This window comes from Roseomonas sp. CECT 9278 (assembly GCF_918698155.1).
GTDB lineage: Bacteria > Pseudomonadota > Alphaproteobacteria > Acetobacterales > Acetobacteraceae > Neoroseomonas.
Window position 1 is genome coordinate 26,559 of the sequence record NZ_CAKKLX010000001.1, and the last position, 14,074, is coordinate 40,632.

Here is a 14,074-nt window from a genome sequence, read left to right on the forward strand (position 1 = left end):
AAAGCCGGGCAGCGACGGCGAGCTCCACCAAGAACCGCGCCGTCGCCGCCCTCACCAGGATCATCCCCTCTTGGAGACCACCATGGCACCCGCGACTCTCACCATGCCCGCCGCCCATGCAAGCGGCCCGCCCATCGCCCTCCCGCCCGCGATCAGCCTGGCGCACCACGCGGTCCTCGCCCTGGATCTCGGCACCACCACCGGCTGGGCGCTTCGTAGCCACGATGGTGGCATCACCTCGGGGACCATGACGTTCAGGCCAACCCGCTTCGAGGGCGGCGGGATGCGCTTCCTGCGCTTCCGCGGATGGCTGGCCGAGGTCGCTGCTCTGTCCGGCGGTGTGGCGCGGATCGTGTTCGAGGAAGTCCGCGCCCATGCCGGCACCGATGCGGCGCACATCTACGGCGGCTTCCTCGGCGTGCTCACCGCCTGGTGCGAGGAGCACGAGGTGCCCTACGAGGGCGTCCCGGTCGGCACGATCAAGCGCTACGCCACTGGCAAGGGCAATGCCGACAAGGCGAAGATGGTCGCCGCCATCGAGGCCCGCGGCTTCCGCCCCGCCGATGACAATGAGGCGGACGCGATCGCCCTGCTCCTATGGGCCACTGATCCCACCGGAGGTCGCGCATGAGCATCCATGGCGCACCTCTGCCGCCCCGTTCCTGCCTCGACCGCGGAACGCGCAGCCCGACCAACGACAGCGAGGTGAACGCCATGCGCGCCGCCGCCTGGCATCGGCACGGCGTGGCCGCGCTGCCCGTCGCCGACATCACGGACGACTGGCTCCGTCAGGCCATCACCAACGAAGCCAACCGCCGCTGGGGGCGTCGCAACGGGGAGAACCACGATGGCCGGTAAGCGCAAGCCCAAGGTGGCGAAGCCGAAGCACGACGATCTGGCGAAGCCGTCGAAGTGGCGGCTGCAGCATGGTGGCTTCTCGGAGCCCATTCGCGAGGCGGATCCGGACACCGGGTCGCCGGTGGCGCATCGTCGTGCCGTGGATACGCTGGGCATGATGCTCGCCAACGGCAACATCACGCCGCAGATGCACGAGGCGGGCTGCATTTTCCGCACGCTGTTCCGCAGCGCCGCCATCGACAGCATGTCCACGTCGCAGCTGATCCGCCTGCCGGGCTCGACGGCAGACCGGCTGTCCAACCGCCAACTCGATGCGCGTCGCCGTGTGCTTGCAGCGATGGATGCGCTGGGTGGGCATGACAGCCCGGCCGGCTCCTGCGTGTGGTTTGTCGTGGGCCTTGAGATGTCGGTTCGTGAATGGGCGGCACGTCGAGGCTGGAGCGGCAGGCCAGTGCCGCAGCCGATCGCGGGCGGCATGCTGGTCGCAGGCCTTGGCATCCTGGCTATGCATTTCGGGCTGACGCCACGGTTACAGGCAGCGTGAGAGAATTCCCACGAGGCCGCGTGCGTGATGGGTTCGACCCGGACTTCAGCTCAGGTCGGGTTTTGGCTCATGGCGGGAGGCTGTGGAGGCCTGCCCGTTCTGTCTGGCTCAACTCGAGTGCGGAACTGGTGGGCGAACCGCTTCTACCGGAACGCGCAGAGCGGTGCGCAGGCCGACAACAGCCGGCGCGTTCAGAAGGAACCAAGCGGTCCCCAGCGTTTCCAAAAAAACGACGGAGAGGCCGTTACCCCCGACCCGCAGAACGTGACCGACTTTAGTTAGATGATGGTCAATCTCGTCGAACTTCGCCATGTCGTCGGAATGGTGGGCGCCGCCGCACTTATTTGCGACGTATCGCACCGTCTCCTCGCGCTTAAGCACCTTGCCCACAAAGGCAAGGCAGGGAAGCTGCCCGAACCGGCCGAGCTTCACTTCGCTCAATGGGTGCGTGTCTGGCGACGCCGAGATCTGTCGCTCGAACTGAGACCTGTGTGGGCTCTGAATTCCGGGCTCTCGATAGAAATAATGTGGCCTGACGTGCGCCCCAGCAACCTCGTACCCGCCGCAGGCAAACAGCAGCGCTTGGTCGATCGGCACGCCATCCAGTGTCGGCGCTGGGATGAGAAGTGGGACACCTGCAGCGTGCGCGACCTGGGCAAGCGCACCGTCGAAAAGAAAACGTAGCGACAGGCTTGCTCTGATTGCTTCAGACGCACCCGGACTGGGCTCCTTCATCAGAGCATCCAGGGCATCGAGATGAATGCGTACAACCTCAGCGCGGCGGATCAATACGTCGTCTTGAATCATTTGCTCTCGACCCCTCAGGAATGGAACGCGGACGCATCCATCGTATCGCGGCACATGGCCGGTTCACCAAGACCAGACTTCACCGGCAAGCCTCGACGGTCCTGGAAGAGGCGCATGCAGCGGGCAGAGTCCGAAAGCCAGATCCCGGACCACGCCGGACCGTGTTACAATAGGTCCCCTGGCGGCGCACAAATCGAGTTGGCTATGATGGTGACACGTCGAGAAGGTGCGTCGAGCACCGCGGCTCCCGAGCCACTCGCCAGCTGATCAGTCACTGTGGCTCTCGAGCCGCAGGGTCCTTGCTGGCCCCGCTGTATGCGGGGGGCGGAAGCGCGCAAGGTCGCTAGCGCCAGGCGGAAAATATGGGTTGCGGTTTGCAGCCTTCGCCCACGGCTTCAAATCGTTAGCTGCAAACCGACGCCGGGCCGCGGCCCTGCAAACCACCTGCAAACCGGATGGCATCATGACGCTCCCCTGGATGGCGGCGAAGATTGTGCTGCGTCCGGTGGCGGAGCTGCGCCCGCATGCCAGCAATGCCCGCGTCCACAGCGCCGAGCAGCTGGAGCAGATCAAGGCCAGCATGCTGGCCTTCGGGTTCACCAACCCTCTGCTGGTGGACGACGACGGCGTGCTGATCGCCGGCCACGGGCGGCTCGAGGCCGCGACGGCGCTCGGCATGGCGAAGGTGCCGGTGATCGTGCTGCGGCACCTGTCCGCGGCGCAGAAGGAGGCGCTGCGGCTCGCCGATAATCGCATCGCGGAGAATGCGACATGGGACCAGGCGCTGCTGCGTGATGCGCTAGCCGCGGTGCAGGTGGCGCAGGACATCGACCTCGGCGCGCTCGGCTTCTCGGCGGATGAGCTCGCGGACATCCTCGCGGCGGCTGGAGATGCCGTGTCCGACGGCGACGCGCCCGAGGCTCTGTCCGCGGATCCCGCCGAGGGGGGCGGTGCGGCGGGCGCGGCGGGCACCGGGGAGGAGCCGGAGGAGGATCCCGCCGATGCCGACCCGGAGCCGCCGCGCCAGGCCGTCACCCGCCCCGGCGACCTCTGGCTGCTGGGCCAACACCGCCTGCTCTGCGGCGACAGCACCGACACCGCCAGCGTGGCGCGCGTGATGGGCGATGACCGCGCGGCCCTGCTGTTCACCTCCCCGCCCTATGGAAACCAGCGGGACTACACGACCGGCGGCGTGACGGATTGGGATGCCCTGATGCAGGGCGTGTTCCAGCATCTCGACGTTGCCATGCGCCCGGACGGCCAGGTGCTTGTGAACCTCGGCCTGATCCATCGCGACAACGAATGGCAGCCCTATTGGGCCGGCTGGCTCGACTGGATGCGTGCCCGCGGCTGGCGCCGCTTCGGGCTCTACACCTGGGACCAGGGGCCCGGCCTGCCCGGCGACTGGAACGGGCGGCTGTCGCCCGCCTTCGAGTTGCTCTTCCACTTCAATCGCGAGGCCCGGCGCCCCAACAAGATCATCCCCTGCCGCTGGGCGGGGCACGTCAACTCCGAGAAGGGTGGCCTCCGCGCCAAGGACGGCACCGTCGGTGAATGGCAGCATGCCGGCCAGGGCGTGCAGGAGACCAGGATCCCGGACAACGTGCTGCGCATCACGCGGCACAAGGCCCGCGGCATCGAGACGGAGCATCCCGCGGTGTTCCCCGTCGCGCTGCCGGACTTCCTCATGCGTGCTTATGCTGATGAGGACGATGTGGTGTTCGAGCCCTTCGCTGGCGCCGGCACCACCATTATCGCTGGCCAGCGCACCGGACGCCGCGTGCGCGCGATCGAGCTCGCACCGGCCTATGTCGACCTCGCCGTGGCGCGGTGGCGGATGCTGCATCCGGACATCCCGGTGACGCTGGCGGACGATGGCCGCGACTATGATGCCGTGGCCGCGGCACGGGTGGAGGTCACCGCCAATGCAGCCTGACCTCGTCGTCTCCACACTGCCGGTCGCGGCGCTGGTCCGATACGCCGAGAACGCGCGCACCCATTCGCCGTCGCAGGTGGCGCAGATCGCCGCCTCCATCGCCGAGTTCGGCTTCGTGAACCCGGTGCTGGTCGACGCCGATGGCGTGCTGATCGCCGGCCACGGCCGCGTCATGGCCGCGAAGCAGCTGGGCCTCGCCTCCGTGCCGGTGCTGCGGCTCGGCCATCTCTCCCCGGCGCAGGCGCGGGCGCTGCGCCTGGCCGACAACCAGATCGCGCTGAACTCCGGCTGGGACGAGGCGCTGCTCGCCGCCGAGATCGCGCGCATCCGCGACGAGGCGGTGGTCGACCTGGATGTGCTGGGCTTCTCCGGCATGGAGCTCGACCGGCTGCTGGCAGCTGCCGATGCCGGTCTCGGCGATGATGCTGACGAGGCACCTCCGCCGCCGGTGACTCCAATCACCCGCAACGGCGACCTCTGGCGCTGCGGCGAGCACCGCCTGCTGTGCGGTGACGCCACCCGGATCGAGGACGTTCAGCGCGCTCTCGGCGCCGGCCACCTGGCCGACATGGGCTTCGTCGATCCGCCGTATAATGTCGCCTACGAGGGCGGCACCGCGGCCAAGATGACCATCGCCAACGACGCGCTCGGCGGCGGCTTTCCCGAGTTCCTACGGCCGGCGCTGGCCAACCTGCTCTCGGTCACGAAGGGCGCCTGCTACGTCTGCATGTCGTCCTCCGAATGGCCGACGCTGCATCGCGTCTGGCAGGAAGCCGGCGGGAAGTGGTCGAGCACCATCATCTGGGCGAAGAACACCTTCGCGCTCGGCCGCGCCGACTACCACCAGCAGTTCGAGGCGATGCTCTACGGGTGGAAGGCCGGTTCGCAGCACTATTGGTGCGGCGCCCGCGACCAGGGGAATGTCTGGCACTTCGATAAGCCGGCCAGGAACGACCTGCACCCCACGATGAAGCCGGTGGCGCTGGTGGAGCGCGCGGTCCGCAACAGCAGCAAGCCGCGCGACACTGTGCTGGACTGCTTCGGCGGGTCGGGCACGACGATGATCGCGGCGGAGCGCACGGGGCGCCGCGCCGTCCTGCTGGAGATCGATCCCGCCTATGCCGACGTCATCGTGCGCCGTTGGCAGGAGACGACCGGCGAAGCCGCGGTTTTGGAGGGTGATGATCGCATCTTCGCCGATGTCACCGCGGCGCGCGGCATCGTCGATCATGATGTGATTCAGACCGCCGAAACATAGCAATTCCGCGCCGCTGCATCTTGCTTGGCTCGTGCGCGGCACAGCGCGAATGGTCCGTCACACGCAGAGCACCCCGCCCTGCCCCACGACGGAGACCAAGATGACCGACCGCGAAGCCCGCGCAGCCCGCAACCAGGAACGCAGCCTGGCCGCCTTCCTCGCGAAGAAGGCGGAGTTCGACGCCCTTCTCGCGGAACTCCAGCAGGCCAGCGCGGACCACTTCGGCGCGGATCCCGAGGTGGTGCTTTGGGGTGAGGCGGCCTGGCTTTCCGACGCCACTGCGAAGCTGAAGGACATCGCGGACCAGCATTTCCGCCGCGGCGAATACGACCTCTGACGCGGGCCACTTCCGCACCGCCCCGACCGGGATCTGCCCGGCGGGGCTCCCGGCAGTAGGGGCCGATGGTCGGCGCCCGACACCGGAGACCACCACGATGACCAAGCTTTCCGACAGCCAGCGCGTGATCCTAAGCGCCGCCGCGCAGCACGAGATGGGCCTCGCCCGCGCGCCGAAGACCCTGCCGGCCGCGGCCCGCAACGCGGTCTTCCGCAGCCTGATCAAGAACAACCTGCTCACCGAGTTCAACGCGCCGCGGGACTTCGTCGGGCTCGGCTGGCGCCAGGACGAGGACGGCACCTGGATCGTGGCGCGCATCACCGACGAGGGGCTGCGCGCCATCGGCATCGACCCGAACGAGGGCGACGCGGGGGCCGGCGAGCCCGACGGCTCCGGCATCGAGGGCAGCGTGCCCGACACGGCGCCCACGGTGGCGCTGGCCGCGGAGCCCGCCGGGCAGGACGCCCCGGCGCCCGAAGCCGCCCAGGCTGCGCCCCTGGCGGAGGAGATCGTCCTGCTCGACCAGGCCCTCGCGGCGCGCATCGCCACGCCGCGGACCAGCCTGCGCGACGCCACCACGGCCGTGCTCGCCGCCTGGGACGACGAGGCCAATCGCGAGGGCGACATGATCGGCGCCCTCGAAGCGCCGATGGAGGCGCTGCGCACCCTGCTCGCCGGCAAGCCCGCCCGCGCCGCCCGCGAGCCGGGCGCGCCGCGCAAGCCGCGCGAGGGTACGAAGCAGGAGCAGGTGCTGGCCATGCTGCGCCGGCCCGAGGGCGCCACAGTCGCGCAGATCGCCGAGGCGACCGGCTGGGCGCAGCACACGGTTCGCGGATTCTTCGCGGGGCTGAAGAAGAAGGGCCACGCGGTCGAGGTTCGGGAGCGCATCCGCCAGATCGGCCCGAACAAGACGGGCGCGAAGGGCTCCTTCACCATCTACGCCCTGGCAGAGTGACGCCAGGCGGGAATGGTCAGGGCTCGCTGCTGGAAGGCAGCGGGCCCTGATGCCGTTCCCAGGGCTTCAGTTTCGGCTTCGGGGGATCGAGGGCGAGCACCAGTTCCTCGGCCGTCCACCCTTGACGCTTCGCAGCCTTCGCAACGCCGAGCAGCACCTCGCGCGCATCATCGATGTATAGTTTCACGACGCGCGGTGTGCCGACACCGTTCCCCGCCAGAGCCATCGCTTTCGCCGCCTCATAGACCATCTTCTCGATGTCTTTCGGCCCTCTGCGCTGTGGCATGTTCGTTGCCCTCTGCTCCTCCGAACAGGATGCACATCGCGCATCGCCGCGCCCATCGAAAACCTACAGAGCATATCGATCATTCGAGTTGGCTGCGCTCCGACGCAGCGCGAATCGTCCGTCACCCGCAGGGCATCCCGCCCCACCGAGACGGAGACGCAGATGAGCCAGAAGTCGATGCCCGCTGAACGCCGCTGGATCATCCTCGCGCAGGATGGCCGGCATGTGACGATGGGGCGCGCGGCACCACCCAGCGAGGCCGAGGTGGAAGCGGCCGCCGCGGCGCTCGCCGCTCAGGGCCTCGCCGGCTGGCTCGCCACGCTTGACGGCAATTACTGGACGCGCCGACGCGTGACCCTCGCGCCGGTGCAGCTGCTCGGCGACGGCGCCAGCCTGGATTGGCCCGCTGCCATCACCGCCTTTGAAGCCGCCCGCCAGCGCGCCCTTCGTCCCCTCTGAGAAGGCCGGCATCGCCTACACGCGCGGCGGGAGGTCGCCGCCATGCCGGAACTGACCGCATCCACGCGCGAGGCCGCGCGGCGCCTCGGCGTCAGCGACACAGCCATCCACAAGGCTGAACGCGCCGGCCGCATCGCCCGCGAGCCGGACGGCCAGTGGGACATCGACAAGACCCGCCGCCGCCTGACCGAGACCGCCGATCCCGCCCGCTCGCCCCTGGCCAGCGGTGCCGGCGCGGATGGCACGCCCTTCGCGCGGCTGAAAGTGGCGCAGCTCGCGCTGAAGGTGGAAGCCCAGCGCCTCTCGCTGGATGAGACCAAGCGCCGCCTGGTCGATGTCACTGAGGCCAACGCCGCGCTCGACGAAATCGGCAGCACGATGCGCGACGCGCTGCTGAACTGGCCCGCCCGCGTCTCGGGGCTGATCGCCGCCGAGATCAGCGTCGACCCACATCTGCTGCAGACCATCCTGCAGAGCCACATCAACGACCTGCTGACGGAGGCGGCCGATCGCTTCGATCCAGCAGGCCTCGGAGGGGACCGGTCTTCGCAGCCGTGAGCATGTGCGCCGGCGTGTCGGCGCCATGCTGCGACCACCGCCGCAGCTCACCGTCTCGGAATGGGCCGAGCGGCATCGCATGCTGGGCAGCCGCGCCTCCGCCGAGCCCGGCCCCTGGCGGACCAGTCGCACGCCCTACCTGAAGGACGTGATGGACGCGCTGTCGGCGGTGCACCCCGCCCGGCGCGTCGTGTTTATGAAGGGCGCGCAGGTCGGCGCCACGGAGAGCGGCAACAACTGGCTCGGCTACATCATGCACCATGTGCCGGCACCGGCACTGGCGGTGCAGCCGACTGTGGAACTGGCCAAGCGCTTCTCGCGGCAGCGCATCGACCCATTGCTGGAGGAAACGCCCGCGCTGCGCGATCGCGTGGCGCCCGCCCGGGCGCGCGACAGCGGCAACACCATGCTGTCCAAGGAATTCCCCGGCGGCATCCTCGTGCTGACGGGTGCGAACAGCGCGGTCGGGCTGCGCTCGATGACGGCGCGGTTCCTGTTCCTCGACGAGGTGGACGCCTATCCGGGCGACGTCGCCGGCGAGGGTGATCCGATCGCGCTCGCCGAGGCCCGCGCCCGCACCTTCGGCTGGCGGCGCAAGGCCTTCCTGGTCTCGACGCCCACCATCGCCGGCCGCAGCCGGATCGAGCGGGAGTATTTGGCCTCCGACCAGCGCCGGTTCTTCGTGCCGTGCACGGCCTGCGGTGAGATGCAGTGGCTGCGCTTCGAGCGGCTGATCTGGGAGAAGGGTGCGCCGGAGACGGCGCGGTACCACTGCACCGCCTGCGACCACCCCATGCAGGAGCACGACAAGACCGCGATGCTCGGCGGGGGCGAGTGGCGCGCGACGGCCGAGGGCCAGGATCCGCACACCATCGGCTTCCACATCTCGGCGCTCTACTCGCCGGTGGGCTGGCTGTCCTGGGAACAGATCGCCCGGGATTGGGAGGCCGCCCAGGGCAAGCCCGAGGACATCAAGACTTTTCGGAACACGGTCCTCGGCGAGACCTGGCAGGAGCAGGGCGAGGCGCCGGATTGGGAGCGCCTGGTCGAGCGCCGCGAGGACTTTCCGATGGGCGCGGTCCCGCCCGGCGCATTGGTGCTCACCGCGGGCGTGGACGTGCAGGATGATCGCCTGGAATGCGACGTCTGGGGCTGGGCGGAGGGGTTTTCTTCCTGGCTGGTGGATCATGTGGTCATCCCCGGCAGTCCGCGGGACCGCGAGCCCTGGGACGAACTTGCGCGGCTATTGGCGCGCGATTGGCCACGCCACGGCGGCGGCGCCATGCGCATCGCCCGGCTCTGCGTCGATACCGGCGGCCGCGATACCGCTGCCGTCTATGGCCATCTGCGCCGGCTGCGGGATCCGCGCATCGCCCCCACGAAGGGCATCGACGGGTGGAACCGGGCGCAGCCCGTCCAGGGCCCGACGCCAGTGGATGCGCTGGTTAACGGCCAGAAGCTCCGGCGCGGGCTGAAGCTCTGGACCGTCTCCGTCTCGACCTGGAAGGCCGATCTCTATCGCCGGCTCTGGCTCGGCCGCGGCGATGGGGAGGGGCTGCCGCCCGGGTGGGTGCACCTGCCGCGCGCAGTTGAGGTGGAGTGGGTGAAGCAACTGGTCGCGGAGCAGCTGCGCACCACGAAGGATCGCCGCGGCTTCGCGCGGCAGGAATGGGCCAAGCTGCGCGAACGGAACGAGGCGCTGGACTGTGCGGTGCTGGCGCGCGCCGCGCTTTGGCTGCTCGGCGCCGATCGGTATGGCGAGCAGTTCTGGGCGCGGCTGCGGGATGAGGCGGCAGATGCACCGCTGTGGCCGAGCGAGGTTCCCGCTGCCGGGAACATCGCTCACCCACCGGCTTCGCATGCCGAATCGCCACCAGCCACATCCGACACCCGGCGCCCGCGGGGCTGGCTCGCGCCGCGCAGTGGCTGGCTAAAGGGGAGCGTCTAGGCGCCCAGGAATTCCAGCACGGTGGCATTAAAGGCCGTGGGGTTGTCCCAGCTCATGATGTGACTGGCGCCCGGTATGGTCACCCGCCGAGCATCAGGGATCGCCTGCTCCAGCCCGTCGAGCACGGACAGAAAGGCCGGCCGGGTCAGCTCACCGCCTACCAGCAGCGTGGGCGCGCCGATCGCCTCGGCCGCGGCGCGAGAATATGGCGTTCGTCCCTCCTTGATTTGACCGAGTAGGGTGAGCGCGTTGTCACGGCTGATCCGCTGGCGCTCCTCAGCGAGTTTGTCCCAGGCGTCCGGCCCGATGGCGTATTCGTAGAAGCGGCGAAGCCCGTCCTCGATATCACCTTGCCTGACACGCTCGACTGCCTCGGCGATGAGCGCCGTGTAGGTCGCGGGCGCCGTGCCGGGCGGCAGCAGGGTTTCGTCGAGAACGCCGGCCGGCTCGGCCAGGACCAGCCGATGCACGAGCTGCGGATGCCGCTCGGCGATACGAAATGCGATGTAGGCGCCGCGCGAATGCCCAACCAGATCGACGGGGCCGGCGCCGAGGCCGGCGATGAATACGGCCACGTCAGAAATATGCTGGTCGATGCTGAAGCCGCTGCCGGCGCCATCCCAAGGCTCTGGCCAGTAGTGACGCAGGCTCACCGCGATGGTTCGGAATGGCGCCGCGGCGAAGGCGTCCATCTGCGGCGACCAGTAGCGGTAATCGTTCAGCGAGCCGTGGACCAGGACCAGTGGGTCGCCCGATCCCTGCTCGGCGTAGGCCATGTCATGGCCATCGATCTTCAGGCTCGGCATCGTCGCGTGGCGTCCTCCCTTGGCAGCGAGCATGCGAAAGGCGGCTGGCGGTGTCCACCCGACAGCCCGCGAGCGCGGGGAAGCGAATGACGCCATGACCAATCCTTCCGACCTCGCATGGGCGCTGGCGCAGCCTGCCGGCAGCCGGGCCGCGGCCCTGGCCGCGGCCTTCACCGGCGGCGCCACGCGCGTGACTTTCGACGGCCGCACTGTGGAGTACCGCTCGCTCGATGAGCTGGGCCGCGCGCTGTCGGTGCTGCATGCGGCCGAGAACACCGCCGCGCGCCGGCCGAGTGTGACCTTCGCCAGCTTCTCCCGCGAGGGAAGTAAGTGATGGGGCGTCTCCGCGATGCCTGGCACGCGCTGCGGGGCTACGCCGCGGCGCAGGACAGCCGCGTCTCGAGCTGGGCCGCATCCGGCAGCAGCGCCACGGCCGAGGTCGGCGCCGCCGCACCCACCGTGGCGCGCCGCGCCCGCGATGCCGTTCGGAACGATCCCTACGCCGCCCGCATCGTCGATCTCTGGACCGGCAATGCAGTCGGCGCCGGCATCACCACCCGCTGGCCGGACAAGCCCCATGCTGAGGCCTGGCGCCGCTGGTCCGACAGCACAGCCTGCGATGCCGAGGGGCGCCTCGACCTCTATGGCCTGCAGGCGCTGGTCATGCGCGCGGTGGTGGAGAGCGGCGAATGCTTCGTGCGGCTGCTGCCCGCTGACATCACGCCGGCCAACCCGATCGGCCTGCGGCTCCAGGTGCTGGAGAGCGACCACCTCGACGCGGCCCGCCAGGGCGTCATCGAGGGCGTTCCCACGCTGCAGGGCATCGGCCTGGGCGAGGCCGGAGAGCCGGTCGGCTACTGGTTGCACCGCGTGCATCCGGGCGCCTCCTGGGTGCTGCCGGGCGGCGCCACCTGGCTCAGCAGCCAGCGTGTCCCCGCGCGCGACGTGCTGCACATCTATCGCAAGCGCCGGCCCGGCCAGCTGCGCGACGTCTCCTGGCTCGCCCCCGTGCTCACCCGCCTCCGCGACCTCGGCGACTACGAAGCGGCCCTGCTCATGAAGGCCAAGATCGAGGCCTGCCTGGCCGCAGTGGTCTCCGAGGATGGTGACGACTCCATGACCGGGCCCGCCTCGGGCCTGCTGCGCGACGCGCAGGGCCGGACGGTCGAGAGCTTCGAGCCAGGGATGATCCTCTATCGCCGCGGCATGGGATCGGTGGAGGTGGTGAATCCCTCCGGTGGTGGCAGCCACGCCGCCTTCGCGCGGCGCGCGCTGGAAGCCTCCGCCGTCGGCACGGGCCTGACCTATGATCAGGTCGCCGGGGACCTCACCCAGGCCAACTACTCCAGCCTGCGCGCCGGCAAGATCGAGTTCCGCCGACTCTGCGAGCAGGTGCAGTACGGTATGCTGATTCCGATGCTGGTGCGGCCCATCGCCGATCGCTTCCACCAGCAGGGCGCGCTGCTCGGGCTGTGGGGCGCTGAGGTGCCGGACGGCCTCTCGCATGTACCGCCGGCGCACGAGATGATCGATCCACTCAAGGACACCACCGCGCTGATCGCGCAGGTGCGCGCCGGCTTTGTGCCGCAGCCCGAGGCGGTCGGCGCCTTCGGCTACGACTTCCGCCAGGTGGTCGAGATGATCCGCGAGGCCAATGCCCTGCTCGATGAGGCCGGCCTCTCGCTCGACAGCGATCCGCGCCGCGTCGCGAAGTCGGGCGCTGCTCAGGACGCCGCCCAACTGGCCGCCATCGAGATCGCCGCCACCGGCGCCGCGTCGCCGCGCGCCGAGCCTGCCCCAGGAGACCAACCATGATCGCAGGCGCCTACGACTGGACCGACGACATGCTCAAGATCAAGAGCATGCAGAAGAAGTTCCGCGACAGCTTCAACGGCAACGAGATCAATCCGGCCCGCTGGGAGGTCGCGGCCAGCGGCGGCGGCATCACCCACACCGTCGCCGATGGCGCCGTCACCATCTCCACGGGCACGACCCTCGACGACGAGCTGACGCTCACCAGCCGCACCACCTTCACCATCCCGCTCCGGGTCATGGTGGCGGTGAACATGAGCCAGCGCATCGTCGGCCAGTCCGTCTGGCTCGAGCTGGTCAGCATTGACCCCACCACCGCCCAGCCGGACGGGCGCAGTGCGGCGGCCTGGCGGCTGGACGGCGCCAGTGCCACGCTCGCGAACTACGAAGTGCAGAGCGAGGGCGCCCCGCGCCTTGGCAGCGCCTCCGGCAGCACCATCCCGACCACCGCCCCTGCGGGCTGGTCGGTGCTGGAACTCGAGCCGACCAACGACGAATGCTACTTCCACGGGCGGCTGCTCGACACCACCGCGGCGCGGTCGAACTCCTATGTCCGCCATCAGCAGATCCCGGAGCCGAGTGCGCTGTATCGCTTTCGCATCCGCGTGCGGAACCGGCAGTTCATCAGCGGCATCTCGGCGGTGGCGAACAATGGCGGTGGGGCGGTGCGCATCACTCGCGCCGCGCATGGCTTTGTCACGAATGACACGGTGACGGTCGCCGACGTCTCGGGCGTGTCCGGGGCGAATGGGACCTTCACCATCACGGTGATCGACGCGAACAGCTTCGATCTGGTGGGCTCGACCTTCACCGGCGCCTATCTCAACACCGGCTGGGCGTCGGTCAGTCGCAACCTGGCGCCAGTCTCGAACACGGACATCAAGGTCCAGTTCGTCACCATCGCTGACTATGCCGAGCTGACGACGGAGATCACCGCCGGCCGCGGCCAGTCGGTCGCGGGCCAGGGGCTGGGTGTGAACGTGCTCAGCACCATCCCCCCGACGGTCACGCCCGTGGGTGGTCAGGCGCGCAACACCAGCGGCGCCGTACCAGTCCTGGCCGCGACCGGTTATTCGGCTAACCCGGTCGCGGTGACCACGGCGCGCGGCGTCGATCTGCTGGCGACGCTGATCGGGGCGCTGGTGACCAAGCCCTACGCGATCCCCGAGGCGGACTGGCAGTACGCCGCCGCCGCGGGTGGCATCATCAACACCACCGACGTGGTGCTCCGGGCGGCCGCCGCGGCCGGCATCCGGAACTACGTGACCTCGATCGATGTGCGGAACGCCCACGCGACGGTGGCGACAGAGGTGGTGATCAAGGACGGCGCCACGGTGATCTGGCGGCAGCTGCTGCCAGCCGCGATGGCCTCTCCGGTGGAGATCACCTTTCCCACGCCGCTGCGCGGCACCGCGGCCACGGCGATGAACGTCGCCTGCATCACTACAGGCGCCCAGGTCTACGTCAACGCGCAGGGCTTCGCCGCGCCGTAGCGGCGCCGCCCCAGGAG

Annotated in this window: 16 protein-coding genes; 13 read left to right on the top strand and 3 right to left on the bottom strand. The window is 69.5% G+C overall.

The window, feature by feature from the left end:
• Positions 1 to 82 precede the first annotated feature (82 nt).
• The 3 genes from LQ222_RS00135 to LQ222_RS00145 are packed head-to-tail and all read left to right on the top strand — an operon-like array spanning position 83 to position 1,402.
• Positions 83 to 631 (top strand): crossover junction endodeoxyribonuclease RuvC, encoded by a 549-nt coding sequence (locus LQ222_RS00135; RefSeq protein WP_230163728.1) that lies wholly within the window; start codon positions 83 to 85, stop codon positions 629 to 631.
• Positions 628 to 858: a hypothetical protein gene (locus LQ222_RS00140; protein WP_230163729.1), complete on the top strand. Its 231-nt coding sequence runs from the start codon at positions 628 to 630 to the stop codon at positions 856 to 858. The genes LQ222_RS00135 and LQ222_RS00140 overlap by 4 nt, the downstream gene beginning before the upstream one ends.
• Positions 848 to 1,402 (top strand): DUF6456 domain-containing protein, encoded by a 555-nt coding sequence (locus LQ222_RS00145; protein ID WP_230163730.1) that lies wholly within the window; start codon positions 848 to 850, stop codon positions 1,400 to 1,402. The genes LQ222_RS00140 and LQ222_RS00145 overlap by 11 nt, the downstream gene beginning before the upstream one ends.
• 108 nt (positions 1,403 to 1,510) lie before the next feature.
• On the opposite strand, the gene LQ222_RS00150 is transcribed toward LQ222_RS00145, so the two are convergent.
• Entirely contained in the window at positions 1,511 to 2,209 is a 699-nt protein-coding gene (locus LQ222_RS00150; RefSeq protein ID WP_230163731.1) for a hypothetical protein, read from the bottom strand.
• Positions 2,210 to 2,672: 463 nt separating this feature from the next.
• On the opposite strand from LQ222_RS00150, the gene LQ222_RS00155 reads away from it, so the two are divergent.
• The 4 genes from LQ222_RS00155 (at position 2,673) to LQ222_RS00170 (ending at position 6,695) form a co-directional block, all read left to right on the top strand.
• Positions 2,673 to 4,145, top strand: a complete 1,473-nt coding sequence (locus LQ222_RS00155) for a site-specific DNA-methyltransferase (RefSeq protein ID WP_230163733.1) — start codon at positions 2,673 to 2,675, stop codon at positions 4,143 to 4,145.
• Positions 4,135 to 5,403 carry a site-specific DNA-methyltransferase gene (locus tag LQ222_RS00160; protein ID WP_230163735.1) on the top strand — a complete coding sequence of 423 codons (1,269 nt, stop codon included), beginning with the start codon at positions 4,135 to 4,137 and terminating at the stop codon, positions 5,401 to 5,403. The genes LQ222_RS00155 and LQ222_RS00160 overlap by 11 nt, the downstream gene beginning before the upstream one ends.
• A gap of 100 nt (positions 5,404 to 5,503) precedes the next feature.
• Positions 5,504 to 5,740: a hypothetical protein gene (locus tag LQ222_RS00165; RefSeq protein ID WP_230163736.1), complete on the top strand. Its 237-nt coding sequence runs from the start codon at positions 5,504 to 5,506 to the stop codon at positions 5,738 to 5,740.
• A gap of 97 nt (positions 5,741 to 5,837) precedes the next feature.
• Positions 5,838 to 6,695: a DUF3489 domain-containing protein gene (locus LQ222_RS00170; RefSeq protein WP_230163737.1), complete on the top strand. Its 858-nt coding sequence runs from the start codon at positions 5,838 to 5,840 to the stop codon at positions 6,693 to 6,695.
• 16 nt (positions 6,696 to 6,711) lie between these two features.
• On the opposite strand, the gene LQ222_RS00175 is transcribed toward LQ222_RS00170, so the two are convergent.
• Positions 6,712 to 6,981 (bottom strand): hypothetical protein, encoded by a 270-nt coding sequence (locus LQ222_RS00175; RefSeq protein ID WP_230163738.1) that lies wholly within the window; start codon positions 6,979 to 6,981, stop codon positions 6,712 to 6,714.
• A 162-nt stretch (positions 6,982 to 7,143) separates the two neighbouring features.
• Here LQ222_RS00175 and LQ222_RS00180 point away from each other — a divergent pair, with 162 nt between their 5' ends.
• From LQ222_RS00180 to LQ222_RS00190, 3 genes are read left to right on the top strand one after another with little or no spacing between them, the layout of a single operon-like run.
• Positions 7,144 to 7,440 carry a hypothetical protein gene (locus LQ222_RS00180; protein WP_230163739.1) on the top strand — a complete coding sequence of 99 codons (297 nt, stop codon included), beginning with the start codon at positions 7,144 to 7,146 and terminating at the stop codon, positions 7,438 to 7,440.
• A gap of 42 nt (positions 7,441 to 7,482) precedes the next feature.
• Positions 7,483 to 7,998 (top strand): hypothetical protein, encoded by a 516-nt coding sequence (locus LQ222_RS00185; protein WP_230163740.1) that lies wholly within the window; start codon positions 7,483 to 7,485, stop codon positions 7,996 to 7,998.
• 25 nt (positions 7,999 to 8,023) lie between these two features.
• Positions 8,024 to 9,946 carry a phage terminase large subunit family protein gene (locus LQ222_RS00190; RefSeq protein ID WP_230163741.1) on the top strand — a complete coding sequence of 641 codons (1,923 nt, stop codon included), beginning with the start codon at positions 8,024 to 8,026 and terminating at the stop codon, positions 9,944 to 9,946.
• Here the strand turns inward: LQ222_RS00190 and LQ222_RS00195 are convergent.
• A complete protein-coding gene (locus LQ222_RS00195) occupies positions 9,943 to 10,752 on the bottom strand; it encodes an alpha/beta fold hydrolase (protein ID WP_230163742.1) in 810 nt (269 codons plus the stop codon). The two genes, LQ222_RS00190 and LQ222_RS00195, sit on opposite strands and share 4 nt — an antisense overlap.
• A gap of 94 nt (positions 10,753 to 10,846) precedes the next feature.
• Here LQ222_RS00195 and LQ222_RS00200 point away from each other — a divergent pair, with 94 nt between their 5' ends.
• From LQ222_RS00200 to LQ222_RS00210, 3 genes are read left to right on the top strand one after another with little or no spacing between them, the layout of a single operon-like run.
• Positions 10,847 to 11,086 (top strand): phage head-tail joining protein, encoded by a 240-nt coding sequence (locus LQ222_RS00200; protein WP_230163743.1) that lies wholly within the window; start codon positions 10,847 to 10,849, stop codon positions 11,084 to 11,086.
• Positions 11,086 to 12,567: a phage portal protein gene (locus LQ222_RS00205; protein ID WP_230163744.1), complete on the top strand. Its 1,482-nt coding sequence runs from the start codon at positions 11,086 to 11,088 to the stop codon at positions 12,565 to 12,567. The genes LQ222_RS00200 and LQ222_RS00205 overlap by 1 nt, the downstream gene beginning before the upstream one ends.
• Positions 12,564 to 14,057 (top strand): ubiquitin-activating E1 FCCH domain-containing protein, encoded by a 1,494-nt coding sequence (locus LQ222_RS00210; RefSeq protein WP_230163745.1) that lies wholly within the window; start codon positions 12,564 to 12,566, stop codon positions 14,055 to 14,057. Before LQ222_RS00205 ends, LQ222_RS00210 begins: the two co-directional genes overlap by 4 nt.
• Positions 14,058 to 14,074: the final 17 nt, after the last annotated feature.

Excerpts from the sequence above, each read along its gene's own strand:
- LQ222_RS00145 (WP_230163730.1), top strand. The coding sequence starts at position 848 with ATGGCCGGTAAGCGCAAGCCCAAGGTGGCGAAGCCGAAGCACGACGAT.
- LQ222_RS00175 (WP_230163738.1), bottom strand. The coding sequence starts at position 6,981 with ATGCCACAGCGCAGAGGGCCGAAAGACATCGAGAAGATGGTCTATGAG.
- LQ222_RS00165 (WP_230163736.1), top strand. The coding sequence starts at position 5,504 with ATGACCGACCGCGAAGCCCGCGCAGCCCGCAACCAGGAACGCAGCCTG.
- LQ222_RS00150 (WP_230163731.1), bottom strand. The coding sequence starts at position 2,209 with ATGATTCAAGACGACGTATTGATCCGCCGCGCTGAGGTTGTACGCATT.
- LQ222_RS00185 (WP_230163740.1), top strand. The coding sequence starts at position 7,483 with ATGCCGGAACTGACCGCATCCACGCGCGAGGCCGCGCGGCGCCTCGGC.
- LQ222_RS00180 (WP_230163739.1), top strand. The coding sequence starts at position 7,144 with ATGAGCCAGAAGTCGATGCCCGCTGAACGCCGCTGGATCATCCTCGCG.
- LQ222_RS00170 (WP_230163737.1), top strand. The coding sequence starts at position 5,838 with ATGACCAAGCTTTCCGACAGCCAGCGCGTGATCCTAAGCGCCGCCGCG.
- LQ222_RS00160 (WP_230163735.1), top strand. The coding sequence starts at position 4,135 with ATGCAGCCTGACCTCGTCGTCTCCACACTGCCGGTCGCGGCGCTGGTC.
- LQ222_RS00190 (WP_230163741.1), top strand. The coding sequence starts at position 8,024 with ATGCTGCGACCACCGCCGCAGCTCACCGTCTCGGAATGGGCCGAGCGG.
- LQ222_RS00140 (WP_230163729.1), top strand. The coding sequence starts at position 628 with ATGAGCATCCATGGCGCACCTCTGCCGCCCCGTTCCTGCCTCGACCGC.
- LQ222_RS00205 (WP_230163744.1), top strand. The coding sequence starts at position 11,086 with ATGGGGCGTCTCCGCGATGCCTGGCACGCGCTGCGGGGCTACGCCGCG.
- LQ222_RS00200 (WP_230163743.1), top strand. The coding sequence starts at position 10,847 with ATGACCAATCCTTCCGACCTCGCATGGGCGCTGGCGCAGCCTGCCGGC.
- LQ222_RS00155 (WP_230163733.1), top strand. The coding sequence starts at position 2,673 with ATGACGCTCCCCTGGATGGCGGCGAAGATTGTGCTGCGTCCGGTGGCG.
- LQ222_RS00210 (WP_230163745.1), top strand. The coding sequence starts at position 12,564 with ATGATCGCAGGCGCCTACGACTGGACCGACGACATGCTCAAGATCAAG.
- LQ222_RS00135 (WP_230163728.1), top strand. The coding sequence starts at position 83 with ATGGCACCCGCGACTCTCACCATGCCCGCCGCCCATGCAAGCGGCCCG.
- LQ222_RS00195 (WP_230163742.1), bottom strand. The coding sequence starts at position 10,752 with ATGCCGAGCCTGAAGATCGATGGCCATGACATGGCCTACGCCGAGCAG.